This is a genomic window from Magnetococcus sp. PR-3, from assembly GCF_036689865.1.
Lineage (GTDB): Bacteria > Pseudomonadota > Magnetococcia > Magnetococcales > Magnetococcaceae > Magnetococcus.
On sequence record NZ_JBAHUQ010000025.1, the window covers coordinates 70,019 to 87,000 of the forward strand.

The 16,982-nt window shown below is 48.4% G+C and carries 4 protein-coding genes; 3 read left to right on the forward strand and 1 reads right to left on the reverse strand.

Annotation, left to right across the window (positions count from 1 at the left end; genetic code table 11):
- The first annotated feature begins 54 nt into the window (after window positions 1-54).
- The 3 genes from V5T57_RS13880 to V5T57_RS13890 all read left to right on the forward strand — a co-directional run bounded on the left by V5T57_RS13880 (window position 55) and on the right by V5T57_RS13890 (window position 8,239).
- Entirely contained in the window at window positions 55-4,182 is a 4,128-nt protein-coding gene (locus V5T57_RS13880; RefSeq protein ID WP_332891834.1) for a caspase family protein, read from the forward strand.
- Between the two features lie 446 nt (window positions 4,183-4,628).
- Complete coding sequence (locus V5T57_RS13885; protein WP_332891835.1) at window positions 4,629-7,829, forward strand: cyclic nucleotide-binding domain-containing protein; 3,201 nt, start codon at window positions 4,629-4,631, stop codon at window positions 7,827-7,829.
- Window positions 7,826-8,239, forward strand: a complete 414-nt coding sequence (locus V5T57_RS13890; RefSeq protein WP_332891836.1) for a cyclic nucleotide-binding domain-containing protein — start codon at window positions 7,826-7,828, stop codon at window positions 8,237-8,239. Before V5T57_RS13885 ends, V5T57_RS13890 begins: the two co-directional genes overlap by 4 nt.
- Window positions 8,240-8,298: 59 nt before the next feature.
- Here the strand turns inward: V5T57_RS13890 and V5T57_RS13895 are convergent, their stop codons facing one another.
- Window positions 8,299-16,863: a CHAT domain-containing protein gene (locus V5T57_RS13895; RefSeq protein ID WP_332891837.1), complete on the reverse strand. Its 8,565-nt coding sequence runs from the start codon at window positions 16,861-16,863 to the stop codon at window positions 8,299-8,301.
- Window positions 16,864-16,982: the final 119 nt, after the last annotated feature.

The window sequence follows — 16,982 nt, forward strand, 5'->3', positions numbered from 1 at the left end:
CTGACCTACAAGCCCCTAAAAAATGCCAACGTCCATGATCATTATCAGACGAATATGACGTTTCGCTACTGGAAGCTCCAGGGGCAGAAACGCGTTGATGATCTCAAAGATTTCAAAACCTATATTACGGGTCGTGGGCGCTATCAAACCTATGCTTTTTCCACCGATGAGAACAATCAGCCATCCATTATGCGGTATGTTTTTGCGGATGAAAACCTTGGAGCAACAGGAGTCTATTCCAAACCAACCTACACGCAACGCCCCCTACATCGCCAAGGTTACACCGTGACCAAACAGCTGGATGGGAGTTGGTCCTTTACCCCGGATGAAAAATTCACCCCAGATGAAAAGCTCAAAAAACGTTTAATAAAGCTGGCCGATGCACCCTTTCTATTTGCAACCCTCGGCCAATGGATTGCTCAACACCCCTGGCAAAAGGGTGTACCACGCCCCTTTACGCCCGATCTATTAAACCGATTAAAATTAAAACAGGGCAAACTGACCCTTCTTCACCATGAAGAGCGTTGGCAAAGGCCGGTTTTACGCTTTGCGGTAACATGGCAGGAAAAAAGTGGACCACTGATCGCTCAGCAGATGCAAGGGGTGCTCTATATCGATGCCTTGAGCAGTCGGCCCATAAAACTTTCCCTCTCAGGCCCCATTTCTAAACCGTTATCTCTTAAAAAACAGCCCCACTTTATACAAGGTCAAAAGACTTTTTATCGAGCTTGGAGCTACAGTGACGACCCCAATATCAGCCTATCCGTTGAGACCATCCCCCAAATTGCCCCCGAGAGCCAGGTTGTCTCTATGGATCTCTCCCCAGATGGTAAAACATTGAGTTTTTTAACCGACTCAGAACAGTTGGTTTTTTGGGATGTAGATACACGTCGTACCATCGCCACCCATCAGGAATCCAAAAATGTACTGATGTATCATCGAGCTCCGATCGAGACCCCAGCCGAGACATTACCTATGCTGGTTCTCTTTGATAATATTGGCTATACAGCCGGTTACTCAGGTACCAGCGGAAAACTACGCTGGACCGGTACCCGCGATGCCGCACGTCGAGAGGTTAAAGACCGACCTAGAGCTTTTACCACCCTTGGCATCTATCCCATTATTGGCTACCCAGATAGTAAGATCGCCATGTTAAACATGGGATTTAGAAAAAATATCCCTATGTATTTTAGTACCGAGCAAGGGGGGATTATGGCACTCGGTAGTAATGACCGTGGTAATTTATTGGCCTCTTTGGGTAAGGATGGAACCTTACAGTTAAGAGAGCTTGCCTTTGATCATAACTGTACAAAGATGGAATTCGATCTCGGTGAATGGTGTGAAGATCTATATTTGGATGAAGAGACCCTTATCGCACAGTTGGATCAGGTCAATACTCAAGCTGTTCAGAGCTTATATGTACATCCGCAAGGCTCTTTAATCGCCTGGAGTGACGCAAACGCAGACATACACCTATGGTACCCTAAGCAGAATCATAGACATGTCATTAAGCAGGCAGGACGCTTTATAAGGTTTGATCAATCCGGTTTATTCATGGCGTCCGATCAAGGGATGTGGGATCTCTCATCCACCACACCTAAGCAAACTCAACGCTGGCCCTCAGATACAGCTGGACCCGTCGCACTGTCCAAAGATGGAAAAACTGTATTTCTAGCCCGCCAACAGCAGGAACGTTTTTTTGTCGAAATGCGAGACAGCAAAAACGGGGCACCATTGGATACCATTCATTCCAGCAGTTGGGGCATTACTTTTACCAGCCCCTTTAGTGATGGCCATACGTTTACACTGGGCAAGAACAAAAGTGGCATATGGGATCTCAAGACCCCATCATTTAAAAGCATGTCCATGCCCGTCACCCCAACTTTGACCGATGCAACCGTGCAAAAAAAAGGGGCAAGCCTTGCCTTTGGTACACCGGGTATGACGGTGGTCTCAGACTCTACTACAAATAATCAGGCAACCCGTATTAACACGGCTGGTTCAGCTCTGGCCTTGGCCAAGGATGGACGTTTGGCACTGGGAGGGTGGAACCTGAAGGCCCAGATCTTACTGTACAAAACCGACAGTGAAAAAAGACAACGGACCATTAAAACCGATGAAGAAGGGTTTGTTTGGAACCTTGCTTTTACCAACAGCCAAACAGGTATCGATCTAATTATGGTCACCAGTGATGGTGTCATAACGGCCTGGGATAAAACCGGGGAAAAACCGGTATGGCGCGTAGAGGAGGATAAAGCCTACACCACTTTAAAACTCGCGATGGATGCCAAAAGTCGCTATCTGGTGGTTGGGCCTGTTTCATCACTCAAAGGGGGTATGTGGAATAAGAGGATCCCGGTTATACGCATCTATAACTTGCAAACCGGTGAGCTTATTCGAGAAATGAACCCATTGTGGGATCTTAACAGTCAAATACAACTGGCGTTAAGCCCCGATGGCACAACCCTGGTCTGCTCCACAGAGAAGGGGAGCGTTTACCTGTATGATGTCGCGTCGGGTGTTACCCGCTCTAATTTTAAAGCCCATGATGTTGCCATTACCAGCCTTCGGTTTATGGAAGAGAGTACGCGTTTTTTTACCGCCAGTCAGGATGGTTCTATAAAGATTTGGACTGTACAAGAGCAGCCACCTATGAGCGCTGTTTTCTCTAAGTCGCGTCATCAGCTCATGTTAAAAGACCTTGACCTTCATAGAAAGAGCCATCATATCGCGACCTTAATTGGTGTCGGGGATGAAGAGTTTATCATCACCACACAAGATGGATACTACACAGCATCCCCAGGTGCATTACGGGCATTGGCGTTGGTTCAAGACAGTAAAGCTTTTGATTTTGAATCGTTTGATCTCTATATGAACCGACCGGATATCATCCTAAAGCGTTTAGGTTTTGCCGATGAACAGTATCTTAAGGTTTTAACAACAGCTCACCAAAAACGGTTAAAACGCGAAGGCTTTTCAGAGCTTCCTTCCCTACGTCTGAACGGGAATCAACCCCCCTCACTGGAGCTGTCCACCCCTGCCCCAGCCTTCACCAAAGCCCGTTCCGTTTCACTCCAACTTATGGCAACACGTGGGGAACAAGCCTTAAAGCGCCTAAGGGTTACGGTCAACTCTGTTCCTGTACCTAAGTGGAATGACCTCGCCATAGAGGATCAACCCACTTGGACACAAGAAATTGAGCTTAACCTAGCCCCAGGCCAAAACCGTATTAAACTATGGGTAGAAGATGTATGGGGTATCCGCAGCCCTGCACAGACGATGGTCATTACTCAAACAGCCCCACCACGCCAGCCTGACCTCTATTTTTTTGCTGTGGGGGTCTCTAAATACAACAACGCCAACCTGAACCTCAACTACTCCGCCAAGGATGCTCAAGATCTGGCGCAGTTATTTGGTCAATTTTCCGGTCAATCCTTTAATAAGGTCCATATAAAGACCGTACTGGACCAACAAGCCACAACCACCACGATTAAACAACAAGCTCAGAGCTTTTTGGCCAAGACACGTCCGAACGATCTGATCATTCTCTTTTTTGCTGGCCATGGTTTGTTGGATGAAAAGCTGAACTACTACTTCGCCACCACAGATATCGATCCCAACCAGCCACAAAAAGCTGGCTTAGCCTATGATGATATTCCTGGGCTACTTAAACAGACAGCCGCCCATAACCGTCTTATTTTGATTGATAGTTGTCACTCTGGTGAAGTGGATCCGGATATGACCAACCTTAAGCAGGTCTCTATGGAGCAGATCAACAATGGAAGTGCCAACATACGGGGTAGGATCATGGGGGTGAAATCCTCCAAAAAAGCCAAACCCAAGGTGGGGCTAAAAACCAGCTTCAAGCTCATGCAAGATCTGTTTGCCAATGTTGGAGATAGCGCAGGGGCAGTGGTGCTAGCAGCAGCAGGTGGGGCTGAGTATGCATTGGAGAATAGCCGGTGGCGTAATGGTGCGTTTACCTTCTCTTTACTTCAGGGGTTGAATACTGGTTTGGCCGATTTAAACAAAGATGGGGCGATTAAAATTACCGAGTTAACCCGTTGGGTCAAAAAACGTGTGGCAGAGTTAACCAAAAATGGTCAACACCCCACAGCCCGATCAAGAAATATTGATCTGGACTTTACCATTACCACCGTTTCCAAACAGGCGTCCCCTTAGAGAAATCAGGGGAAGATACAACCCCTTCCCCTGATCATAGCCTTAGACACAAGATCCAGTCAGTCATCGCTATAGTCTAAGACTTTCCTGCTCTCATCGTTATCTGAAGCACGATTGTCTAGATTAGGCAGCATATATGCCTGCATAGAGGGCCCACAAAAGAAGCTTAACCAAGATTTATAGGAACACACCCATAAAGCTTATGGGCACCCTTTTTTACCATGATTAACAGGGTAGGACAGATCGTTTTTGTGTCAAGTCCACCTGATCCATCCCACATCTTTATCTCGCCCGCAACACATGTCATCCCCTTCCCCATAGGAACAGAGTTAATTCTAGAAAAAAACCGGCTTTATAAAGATTTAGCATGTTTAACCCTATACGCTTACGATATGCTGTTTACTCTATAAGGCGAACGGCTTTATCTCTTGTGAGAGGTTATCCTTGTGTTAGCTACTATGCGTCGCCTGTTAGGCATTCAACAAGCCGAAGTTTCAGCTTTTCGTGCCGCCTACCTGCTGGCTTTTATCGATGGTCTGGGCAACCTTTTTTTGGTTGTTCCAGCAATGACCCTCTTTTTGAGCCACTATCCGGCAGATGAGCTACCCATAGCCTATATGTCTGGCGCTTTAATATCGGTTATTCTTTCTCTACTGCTGCTCAAATTACAGAAACTTCTTTCTACAAAACAACAAATTATCACTCTGTTTTTGATCCGCTTTGTAACCCTGCTTTTACTTACGGTAACATTGATATGGTGGCCAGAAACATGGCTGGCCATGGTGGTGCGTGTTTGGGCACTCACCGAAGGGCTCTTACGAAGCTTAAGTTTTTGGCAGACAATCCGCCCAATTTTTACCCCCAGACAGAGCAAACGCCTATTGCCTACCATTTTAGCCGGGCAATCTTTAGCCGCGGTAATCGCCGGGTTAAGTGTTGGGCACCTCGTCGCATCCATCGATATCTCTGGTGTTTACATCATTGTACTGCTGCTGAATATCATCTCTGTCTTTTTGACACTATCAGCCCTGAAACACCATCATCCGGCTGTTCCTACTCAGCAAGCAGAAACTCATTCATCCAATACCCTTAGCTGGTCACTACTCCGTCGTGGTTCAACAACCCCGCATCTTCGCCATTTATTATTTTTAAACATTGGGTTAACCGTTATTTATCTCCTGCTTGATAATGCGTATAACTCAGCATCGGTGGCGCGCTATTCTGACCCGAGTGAACTCTCTGGCTTTTTAGGTATGGTGGCCAGTAGCATCGAACTACTCATGCTCTTTGTTCAGTTTGCCTTAGCGGGACCACTAATGCGCCGCTATGGGCTTAGTCTTGGTGTGTTGGCTCCAGCAAGCATGACTGCACTGGTCACTTTTGTGTTTTTTATTCTAAACTTACCAAGTTTTCAACAGCTTCCAAATATGGATACACTCCTATTTGCGCTGGTCATACTAAGCTTTGCCGGCCAAAGCATCTGCTATAAGTTTGCTCGGCCCACCCTTGTAACCCTATATCTACCCCTGGGTAGCCAAGCACCATCCTGGCAAACCCTCAATGATGGCGTGTTATTACCGCTTGTTACCACACTGGTCGCAGGCGGTCTGCTGCTGCTGCGTGAATGGACCACCGTTGACGCCACCTTGTTACTCCAAATTGTTCTCCCCGTCAGTCTTATTACATTGGCGGCAGGTTGGGCGCTACTGCGCCAGTATCGGGTGACCATAGAGGGGCTCATCCATCGCGGAGGTCTTGCTTCTTATAGCCCTGTCAACTGGACACCGGCTATGGAGACTTGTCTTGTTCAAGAGTTATCCAGCCCCCATGCTCAACATGTTATCTACTGCATGGATCTACTCAAAGCCCATGATGCCGATGAGACCCTACAAGCAGCCCTACCAAAACTGTTAGAACATAAGGATGCTACGGTTCGCCGCCATGCCCTTCAAGCGCTGGATGTCACCCACTATGAGCAGTGGTATCAACCCATCATCAAACTGATTAAACACGACCCTGACAGCCATGTTCGGCAGGATGCCGCCACCCTGCTTATGAGCCACGAGCAATGTGATGAACAGCACCGGGTAACATCTATGACAAACCCAGACCAAGCGGTCTGTGAAGGGAGCATGGCCGGTGCCTTACGCTCTGGAGATGTCACCGCCATTGTTGCTGCGGGTACCCGGTTACAGACGTGGTTAGTCTCGGAGGACAAAGAGTGGCGTAAGGCCACATGCCGGGTCTTGATTCTCTATCGTCAACGGGGCTTGCACCAAACCCTTAAACAGCTACTGGATGATGAAGAGCCTGAGGTGATTTTATTGGCGATGGATGCTGTTCTAGCCAGTGGAGATCCAAGGGGTTGGCAGCAACTTGTCTCGATGCTTGGTGGTCCTTATACCCAGCAAATTCTGCGTCTGTTAAGGATGGGGAATGAAGCCGCTATTGATGCCATGATCGAAGGATTTGGCCATCATACACACCACCCTGCTTTGGGGCTTCGCCTACTCCGAGCGCTAGAGGCCCACCCCAACAGTCGTGCTCTTCCCTTCTTACTGGATCAGGTCACACATGGTCCAACCTGGGCACAGATTGGCAGTTTACATACCCTGGTTAAGTGGGGCTATACACCACCAACAGAGGTTGCACAGCAGTTACAGAAAGAGCTATCCACCCAGCTGGATTATGCACGAACCATGTTGGCAGCAGAGGTGGCCTTTAACCAGTCTTCAGATCCTGGTAAAGAAGACCTATCCTCCCTTATTCAAGCTGCTAAGGATGCCGTTGCTGGTGCCACACAACGTATTCTCTACCTATTGTCACTTTTGCACGGACCACAAGCTGAGCGGGTTAGACGTTCTTTTGAACAAGGAACCATGGCTGAAAAAGCCTTTGCTGCCGAGTGGCTGGATAGCACCTTAGCCGCCCCACTTAAAAACCATATTGCCTATTTACTGGATACGCAGGCTTCACCTCTAGAGCGTTTACGGGGCATGGGCGGATCTGTAGCAGACCTATCTGCAACGGTACAACAGTGGTTGCAACCCGAAACAAATGGTCTGGATAGCTGGTTTAGTTGTGTCGCTTTACACTATATGGTGTCAACCGATCCCACCCTGGCAAGTGCGTTCTGCCAACACCAACAAAAACACCCAGATCCCCTAATCACCCAACATGTGGCCTGGGCACAAAGCATACTCGCAGGGGATCAGCCAAGCAGTCCGCTCACCCTGGTACAACAACTCCGTAAGTTCTCCCTGCTTGCATCCTTTGGTGATGCCTGGCTCGCCCGGCTACTACCCTTGCTGCAAGAGCATCACTATAAACCCGAAGAGATTGTCGTCTCTGCACAGAGCATGAATCAAAGCCTCTATCTCATATTAGATGGGCAAATTGAGGTCTCTTTGCATGGCCAACAAGTAGCTGTTGTCGGTGCGCATGACTATGTGGGAGAACTCGGCAGCCTAACCGCAGGGCACTACCCGGTTGTTTTAAGAAGTGTACAAGAGAGCCACTGTTACGAACTGGATTTCTCAACCCTTTGTGAATTAATGGCTTGGAACCGAACACTGATCGCCCAGTTAACCGAAGCCACCTTTAACCGTGTACTGGATTATGCCGATGTGGTGGGGGTAAAATCATGAAGAATGAATCCATACTCTTTCAAAAAATCATACTGCTTCAAAGCTTTCCACTGTTTGCTCACCTTTCTCGGAATACATTGACCAGCCTTGCTGCTTCGGTAGAAGAAAAAACCCATCCCAGTGGTACCATTCTGTTTAAAAAAGGTGATCCAGGTCACACCTTACATGCCATCTGTTGTGGCCAAGTAACGGTCACCTTAGAACCCCAGCCTGCACAAACCCTAGGCCGTGGCGACGTTGTGGGGGAGATTGCACTTCTGACGCAGCGGCCACGTAGTGCGACCGTTATGGTCACAGAACATGCACGGTTACTAACCCTGGACCGGAACCATTTTTTAGATCTGGTGGCCGAAGATCCCCAGGCCCTGCAAGCCATGACCACGATGGTTCTCCAGCGTTTTTTAGCCTAAAAAAAAAGAGGAGGCAGCGCCCCCTCTTTTTAAGAATTCGCTGGCCCATCCTATCTAGTTTAAGGTCGGCCAAACACATTAAAGGCAGCCCAAGCTGCAGGGTGGGCTAGATCCCCTTTCATATCGATCATCTCTCGCTGTGCACGAGCTAGCGCACTGAAGATATTCTTCCCTTCATCCAGATGACCATAAAAACGACGCATCAAAGCTAAGGTGGCCTGATCATGTACCGACCAAAGGGATGCCACCACCGTTGGTACTTGAGCATGGGCAAAAGCGCGCGCCAAGGTGACATACTCCATGCCATCCCGCCCAATGCCAGATTGACAGGCCGATAATACCACTAAGTCGGTCTGCTCCAGATCCAGCATGGCGATATCAACCATACCCAATTGGCTTTTTCCTGCCAATAACAGATAGCTATCCGCCGGTTTGTCCTGATCAAGCAGGCCGTGGGTTGCCAAGTGAACAATACGCTTATCTGAGATGGCATCTGTCATACTCTCCAAAGAAGCCTCTGCACCAATGAGCTTGGTTGAGGCACTCTCTAGAGACTCCCCGACCGCTTTGACTTCAGCCCGCGCCCCCGGCAAACTACCATCAGGATCTGCCAATAAGAGCACATCATCGGCAAAGGAAGGTTTGGCTCGTAATACCAAATTTAGATGAAACAGAGAGGGCATAACCCCCAGTTGATAACGCTGAGCCGCATACTCGGGCTGTTGACCAGGTGCGCGGATGAGCGCACTGAACGGTAGATATGTTAAGGGACCAACAGGGGTTAAATAGACCTGCTTGGCCTGATCCAGCTCATACTCAACCGGCCGTAACAACTGTTGGTAGAGCCAGTGAAGATCCTCATTCAACTGTTCTGCTGAAAACTCCAGATCATCCTCATCCTCATCTTTCAGTGAAAAACCATGACCACGCTTGTTCCGGGTTAAACGCCCCTCAATTTTCAGATAATCCACAGAGCTTTGTAGAATACGGGCCACGCGAACAACCCGTTCAAACAGTTGCTGACTGGGTACCTGGACCTCCACAATACGAGAAGCATCCCGGCTGGCCAGCTGAATAAATAGTTTCTGGGGCGTGGGCAGATACTGCACCATCAACTCCCCTGCTTTCAGCTCCTTACGCATAGCCTGGAGCTCTCTAGGATCCAGGCGTAGCATTTGGAACAGACCGTAATGATCCTGCTCTAACTGGTTGAGCAGACGTTTCATGGCACGTTCGCGGCTTTTAAGCCGTTTTTTATAGCTTTGACTCGTCTCTTCTTGCGTCTCGGCTCTCGCCCCTTCTCCACCACTGGTTTGGCGGATCCCGCTGTTATTCTGTTTTCCACCCCCCGTTAAGTGTGCTTTAAGCTCATTAAGCTCACGATCCAAGGCTTGGTAGCGTGTAAGGATACGGCCCTGTTTACTGGCAGGGTCGATTTTATCCAAGAAGATATCCTTAAGCGCTGCTTGCTGCTGGCTCTCTTGATCGGCAAAAACCGAGTGGGCATAGCCATTGTCGATCAAGAGTGAGGTTACATTGTGGGCTTCATAAATGGTCAACCCAAGGTCCGTACCCATATAGATACGCCCTTTAGGGTCGGTGGCAACAGCGTGTACTGTACGTGCCCCATATTGACCAAAGGCCCGATCCTCTGGTAACAGTTGGTTCAACCGATCTGGGTAGAACCAACGCCCATCGTGGTAGAGCACCACACCACCAGCGGCAGGGAAGATCCAATCCTTTTTATCTTTACCCAACGCCGCCCCTTTGCGCCCCAACCAGAGCATGGGAAAACGCTCTTTTAGTTTGGCGTAGGAGTGAATTTCTGTATAATTCCGTCGTGGTGCCCCTTTGCGATCTTGGAAAAAACCATCTGAGGTTCCCACCACCGCTTGTGTATCATCAAGCTTGGTATATCCGGTCACAAAAAAACCACGTTTGGATCTTTTTAGCCGATCAAAACCTTCACCATTCCACTGCAATAAACCGCCACTAAGCTCCACCCCCTGCTCTTCCAAATGCCCTTCATCCGATGCAATAACCTGGATATGACCTTCCACATTTTCAAAGACTCTGGAGATCATTTCACTCCGACTTGGAAAACGCTTGGCATCCATCAGCCAATTAAACTCTTCCGCTTTTTGGCCGGTCTTCCAACGAAAGATCGAAGAGCCTGAAGCCACCCAGATCGTACCATCTGCCGTTGGTAAAATATTTTTTACCGGCCCCTGCCAACCTGCTTTATCGGGTGTACTGCGGGCTTCAAACAGCTCATAGGGTTTTTCATTCCCAGGGAAAAAACGGATAATCCGATGATGATCATTGGCCAGAAGTGAACCGTCTGCAGCCATTGCCAACTGTGTAGCTGCTGCTTGGTTGAAAAAGCGTGGGGTCATCTGCGGATCATCATGGTCAACATAATCAATACGCTTGCCACGGGCCAGGTAGGTAATGCCCTGCTTGTGGTCTACAGCGATAGAGACTACTGGCAGACGTTTATCCTGCCTGACATCACTAAAGCGAAAACCATACACACCATCCTGAGCCGATAACCAGAGGTTGCCACGGTGATCTTGAGCAGCCAACTCCGGTCCAATTTTTAAACCACCCCGTGCTGATGAAAAGGGCATTTCCATATATTGAAAGTGCGCTTCATGGAACAGAGCCAACCCCTGATCGGTAAGTACCCCCAACCGATCCCCTTTACCGGTAACCGGAATACGACTGAGACCATGAATAGCACGAGCTGCCAACACATCGGCTTTGGTCGCCAGTAAAAGAGGTTTGCCTTCAGTGAGAGTTAAACCATCCCAAACCACCCGGTAAATACGATCTCCCGAGAGCATGTACAGCCACTTTGATTCAGGCAGATAAACAGCATCTTGCATGGGTTTATCATGAAGTTTTACAGGGGTATTTGTCTCATTTAATGCATAAACACCATCCGCCTGCCCAACCAATAGATGCTCTTCTTCTTGCGCTGCTGAAAGAAAGGAGACCTCACCCTTCATCAACAAAGGTGGCTGTGGGCCGTGTTTGGTGAGCGGTTGAATACCTGCACTGGTGGCAACATACCCCCCCTTTTTATGGAAGGCTAAGTGGGTCACACGGGGTGCTGCTAGCCCTTGCTGTTGGGTCATCCAATATTGGGTTTCACCCGCATAAGTCGGCCCAGCCAAGCGGATTAACCCATTGGCAGTACCGACCCAGAGGGTACCCTGCTTATCTTCAGCTAGGGCCAATACCTGAGCACTGGCTTTTAACGAATTTTTGGAGATTGTACTGGAAAAACGTTGATTAAGAGCATCGTACCCCATCCAAACCCAATGTCCTTTTGTAAAGACATTCAGCCCCTTATCCCCACCGACTAAAACATCACCATTTTGCCGGATCAACAGGGTGTGACGTGAAGCGGACTCGCCCCCTAGAACGCGGTTGGTATAACGGTGCCAAAACCCTTCGTTGGTTAATTCGGAGTGAGCCAACCACTTGGTGTCTTTCAACAGCTTTTGAGGCCTCTCATCTAGCTTGGCCAATACCTGTCCAAAGGGATTTCCAACCCCGGCATGGACCATACCCCGCAGCCAATTTCGGTGGGTGGACCACTGTTCAAAATCTTCAACCGGTAACCCGCGGGGCTTAACCTGGAGATGGAGCTGGCTCCAAAGCGCTATGGCCTGCGCAGCCTGTTGTTGTGCCTGCGTTGGCTCGGACACAACAATGCTTTGGTGAATGCCTGCTTCGATGTGTTCTTCCAACAGATCTTTGGCTTGTGAGTAGTAATCTCGATTATCCGCAATATGCTCTACCAAGTAGTGTGCATACGCCAGCTCTGCTTCTTGTCGTTTAAGCCCACGGCTAGAGAGCATGCTCTGTTGCAAAGCATCATGTTTTACATCGGTGAAGGGAATACGGGGTAGACGATCATTACGCTGGTAATTTTCAAAAATTTTGGCCATGGAGAGCAAGTTTTGGAACGCTTGCGTCACCTTTAAAGCCATGCGGTGGCCTTGATCAGATTTGACCGATTCTATCTCACCTTGTGCATCGTAACGTACCCGGATCGCACCAACACCTTCAATACGGATGAGGGTGGGTTTTTCCAACGCACCATATTCAAAGCTTAAGACTTGATCAGGTTTATTGGGCTGTTGACCAACCATACTGGTGATGAGATCACGTGAATCATAGATCAGATCAATCTGTTTACCGGCTGAGGTACGCATTTGGCTAAGATTACCGCGATCATCATACTTGGCTGAAATATAGGAAGCCCCCATACCCAAATGGACGATCTTGCCAAAAATGGGGTGATCACGACGGGTCAACACCTCTCCATTGGGGTAGATGATCTCTACCTCTGCCTGATCGTTTTCAAACTTGTAGTGAATTTGATTACGATCCTTTGTCAACACCTGTTTGCGGGCGTTATGGTACCAGTTGACATACCGGTCACTATCACTAATAGCCTTACTCCCCATGTAGGAGGCAAAGCCAGAGACAGTATCCCCCAACTTGGAACGTGCTTTTTTCTCGTAGTAGCTCAAGTTGGTGTCTAGTCCCAGTTTTTTCACACGATCAATATGTTTTAACGACAGGATCGGACCATTTAACCAGAAGTTCAGAAAACGGACATATTGCTGGCTTTTTTTAATATTATAAGGATCACGGCGTACCATCGTATATCCATACGCTTTGGCTTCATCCCGTGTATGCTCTTGATAGTCCGTCGCCAAGTTGCTGTAGATACTTGTACTATCCAGATTAAACTTGGAACGGGCAATGACATGTTCTGCCGCTTTTTTCTTATGCCCCAAAGCCCCTTGCATCATCACCATATAACGATGGTACTGATCTAAATTTCCCCCTTCGTCACGGTAGATGTTCAATGATTCCATCTGTTGTTTAATCAATGCCTTATCAACACGCTGTTTACGACTTTGTTGGTTCACAACCCAGGCGATTAGAATACGTACGAACAGTCGCTCCCCCCAGCTTTGCGATGAAGCGGCAACGGAGTGTTGATAATTCCGCAAAATGGCCAGAGCTTCACCCCATTTCTGTTTATTCAGGTAGAGATCAGAGAGCTGTTCATGCCCCCATAACCTATCGGGGGTACGGGCCACGACACCACGCCAAAAAGCGACGCGTTCGGGTTGGTTTTTAAGTTGGTTACTGGCATACCAGGTGTGCAAAACCTTAGACCATGGGTAGTGGGCTAACTGTCTCTGCCAAAAAGGCAAAACAGCCCCTTTATCAAGAACCTTTGTCGCCGATTGATGTAAGGCTTTAATGGTCTCTTCATGTTGAGGATTTTGCTCCAACTGTGCTTTTAACAGATCAAAAGCTTGTTGATGCTTGCCCATCTTGACCAACTGTTCAGCCCAAGCCAGCTGAGCGGCAAGCTCCAGAGGAAACCTTTGGGCAATCTGCTCCAAAAGGCGTGACTGCTGTTCTTTTTTACCCAATGCCCCCATCAGTTCCACCCCTTGATGGAGCAATGCCCGATCAGGGGTATGGGTATCCTTTTTTAAAGCCTGCCAAGCGACCAAAGCTTGCTCATGACGCTTTAACGACTGCAGCAACTCAATTTCCAAGGTGCGACCAGTGTGATCTTTAGGATCAAGCTTACGGATCGCCTGCACTTGTTCCAAAGCATGGGTAAAGCGCTTATCATGCTTTTCAATCTTTGCCAGTAAGACCCGCCACTTAATTGAGCCTGGGTTGACCTTAATCTCATCTTCCGCCAACTGCCGTGCTTTACCATAATTCCCTGCGTCTTTAAAAGCATAGGCAACCTGTCGCCGGGACCATCCATCCAACTCACGTTCTGAAGGCTGCTCTAACTGACTGAAGTTAGGTGCGAGTATTTTACTGTAAGCCAAAGCCTGATCAGGACGGTTAAGTTTGACCAGCTGGTCAATACCATTGTCATAGTTGGCATAAAAAGGGGAGAAAACGAGCCCTTTTAAATGGGCTAACAGTGCGGCCTCATGACGGTTATTACTCTTGAGGTCATATCCTAAGGAGGTCCAAGCCCGTCCATCGTGTGGAAAGGACTGTAACCACTGTTCGGTTAAGTAACGTTCATCGTCTCGGCTTCTTCGGTGTAAAGAGAGGATGGGGGCAATCATCTTGGCAAACTGGCTGTTTTGAACCCCAGGTTCTGCCAATAACGCCTGCACCTTCTGCCTCATGATGGGTTTTTCCAGCAAATTACTGTCAGAGAGAACCCAGGCCATTTGGTAAACGTTAGGGTCCAGCCTCACCGCAACGGTGAGATAATTCATCATCTGTTCATAGTCCGACAGTGCTTTGGCAGCATACGCCAACTTTATCAGAGCAAATAGATCATGCTTTTTAAATGCATAGTCAGGAGGGTAGAGCTTAAGAGCCTGCGCCTCACGCTCCTGAACGTCCATCTGTTTCCATACCGCATAGGGAGCCAGTACATTCTTGAGCTTTTGATCGTGTAACTTCTGCCAAACCTGTTCGAAGGCATTGTCATTGTTATTTAATGTGACCCAGGCAATAACCGCAATAGGGTGTGGATGATCAGAGTTTAAATTGCGTTCCAGAGAACTTTTAAGTCGTTCATGCGCATAGGCTAGATAGAGTGCATTCCAGTAGTGCACCAAAGGGGATTCAAAAAGCCCATATGGCTCAGTCGTCTGTTTGGGCTCCTGCATCTGAGCCACCAATTGTTTTAATACACCGGTATGACCATGCAAAATGGCATAGTGCCAAGGTAATAGCCCATCACCATCGGCTTGGTCGGTGGCTATGCCTTGCTTAAGAAGTGCATCCATCACCCCTTGCACACCATGAATAATGGCCAAAGAGAGCGTATTTTTTCCGCCATGCCCTTTCAAAGAGGGATCAACCCCATGGGACAATAGCCATAGCGCCAATGGGTCATTACCTTGGGCCAAAACCATATGCAGAGGACGCACCCCCTGACGGTCTGCAAAATTGGGGTCTGCCCCCAGTTCAACCAACTGCTGAGCCAGTTTTGACTGCTTGTTATGTAAAGCCAGAGTTAGGGGCGTACGTCCCTGATCATCATAGACATTCAGGTCCAACCCCTGTTTGGCCATGCGCGCCAACAGTGGGGCGCGATTATGTTTAACACCATAGTGAAAAGCATTTCCCCCCCCATGGATGGATACATCCACCTTTAACCCTGCAGCCATGCTTGCTGTTAGGATGGCCTCACTATCCAGATCAAGGACCATCTCTAAAAAGGAGGTCGCTTGGTCTTGGCCAACAGTAAACTGTGCACCATGCTCTAAAAGCAGTTGAACCAACTTCGGGTGCCGATTGGTCAACACTTGCTGTAAGGGGGATGTGTCATCTTGACCAGCAAGGTTGGGATCCGCCCTGTTCTGAAGCAATAGCGCAACAGCTTGCTCGGCATCATCCCGATTCAAAGCCAGCAAAAGGGGGGTATCCCCCGCACGATCTATAAGGTTGATATCCTTAATAGAAGCTAAAAAATATTCCACCGTCCTAAGCTCTGCTTGAACCATGATCTGATGGAAGAGTGTGGTCTCCCCCATGGGCATGGAGGGATCCAACCCTTGATCCAACATGAAGACCAACACCTCATGGTTATTGTCTTCATACATCAACGCACGAATAGCTTTCTGTAACGAAGAGGAGGTGCTGTCAAACTTGGCCCCTTGCTCGATCAAAGCCTTTACCTGCTCTAAATCATTTTGAGCAAGTGCTGAGTGCAACTGCATCGTTCGTTTGAGTCGTTTTTCATCATCGGTAAAAAGAGGTTCCAGAAGAGCCAGAATCGTCGGGCTCTGTATTATCGGCAAAAAATCTATGGGTCTAACGACAGGGTCGGAGCTGAGCATATACCGTAAATCTGCCCCTTGTTGCAGAAGCTGCTTAACCAGACCATCCCGTTCATTTTCCAGCGCATAATAGAGCCAGTGCCCTAAGAGATGCCCACGCTGATCATCACTAACAAGCGACTCTAATGCGTTAAGGATTTTGGGGTGCATGTCATTAAAAGGATAACGTTCCGATACATCAGGCTGACTGTTATTCCAAGGGGGGGTTACATGGTCAAGAAGCGCACCCTGCTTTAATAACCCTATTAATCGCGAAAGGTCGCTCTCTGCTAATGCATAGTAGAGTTGTGCGTGTTGAATCTGCTTTAGTTCTTGGGCGTTCAGCAAAGGGGTGATCAGAGCTGTCAGTGCCTTATGATCAAAAATACCGACCATCTCCACAGGCATTTTGTCATAGTTCGGAGAGGGTAAGCGAATATCGGCGCCATGCTTTAGCAGCATCTCCACCAAAGCAACATCAAACGGCTCCCGGTCGAAAGCGGCCATAAATGCCGTAGATTCATCCCCCTCTGGACCGTTGGGAGATACCCCAGCTTTAAGCAGGGCAAGCGCATGGGAGCTGCCTGCGCCATAGGAGACCATTCTTACCAGCTCATCATACTGCTCAACTGTTGTTGATGGGTTGGTCGCGCTCTGCTTACTTTGCGTTTGTGGTGTGCCGTGGCGGCTTTGTGCAAAGCCTGCTGACACGGTTGTGAGCAAGAGCAGACAGGTTAAAAAGCCAATAACCTCAAATCGTTTAATAAAGAGCGTCGGCATAAGACTTTACCTTTAGATGAAACCGTTGAGAAATACCGATAAACCATACACATTAAAAGATAGGACGGACAGACCTACAAAAAATGAGAAAGAACCTGCTCTTTTTTGAACGATACCGT

Coding starts and splice junctions, on each gene's coding strand:
- V5T57_RS13880 (WP_332891834.1), top strand. CDS start 55: ATGACGTTTCGCTACTGGAAGCTCCAGGGGCAGAAACGCGTTGATGAT.
- V5T57_RS13890 (WP_332891836.1), top strand. CDS start 7,826: ATGAAGAATGAATCCATACTCTTTCAAAAAATCATACTGCTTCAAAGC.
- V5T57_RS13895 (WP_332891837.1), bottom strand. CDS start 16,863: ATGCCGACGCTCTTTATTAAACGATTTGAGGTTATTGGCTTTTTAACC.